A 429-nucleotide genomic window follows, 5' to 3' on the forward strand; every position below is an offset into this window, starting at 1 on the left:
GGCGATGTGCACGGCGATGCCACCCACATCGACACCGCGCAGTTCGATCTCCCCGACGTGCACCCCCGCCGTCATCTCCAAGCCGAGGCGGCGCAAGCCTTCCCGGATGGCGGTGGCACACCGCACTGCTCGTGCCGGCCCGGAGAACGTCGCCAGCACGCCGTCGCCCGTCCATTTGATGCTGCGCCCGCCGAACCGCTCCAGTTGTCGCTGCACTACGTCATCGTGCTGGTCGAGCAGCTCACGCCATCTGCGGTCGCCCAGGTCGCTGACATGCTGGCTGGAGCCCACGATGTCGGTGAACAAGATGGTGGCCAGTACTCGTTCCGGTTCCGGCATGTCGCGCACACCCGTCAGGAACTCCTGGATCTCATTTGCCACGCCGTCGGTTCTCCAACACCAGCTGCCGGTCCCTGGGACCTCGACGTA

The 429-nt window shown here is 66.2% G+C and carries 1 protein-coding gene; it reads left to right on the plus strand.

From position 1 onward, the window contains the following. Positions 1-6: 6 nt before the first annotated feature. The coding region (locus E6G06_16320; GenBank protein TML88400.1) for a hypothetical protein at positions 7-429 on the plus strand (423 nt) is incomplete at its 3' end.

The sequence above is a fragment of the Actinomycetota bacterium genome, from assembly GCA_005888325.1.
GTDB lineage: Bacteria > Actinomycetota > Acidimicrobiia > Acidimicrobiales > AC-14 > AC-14.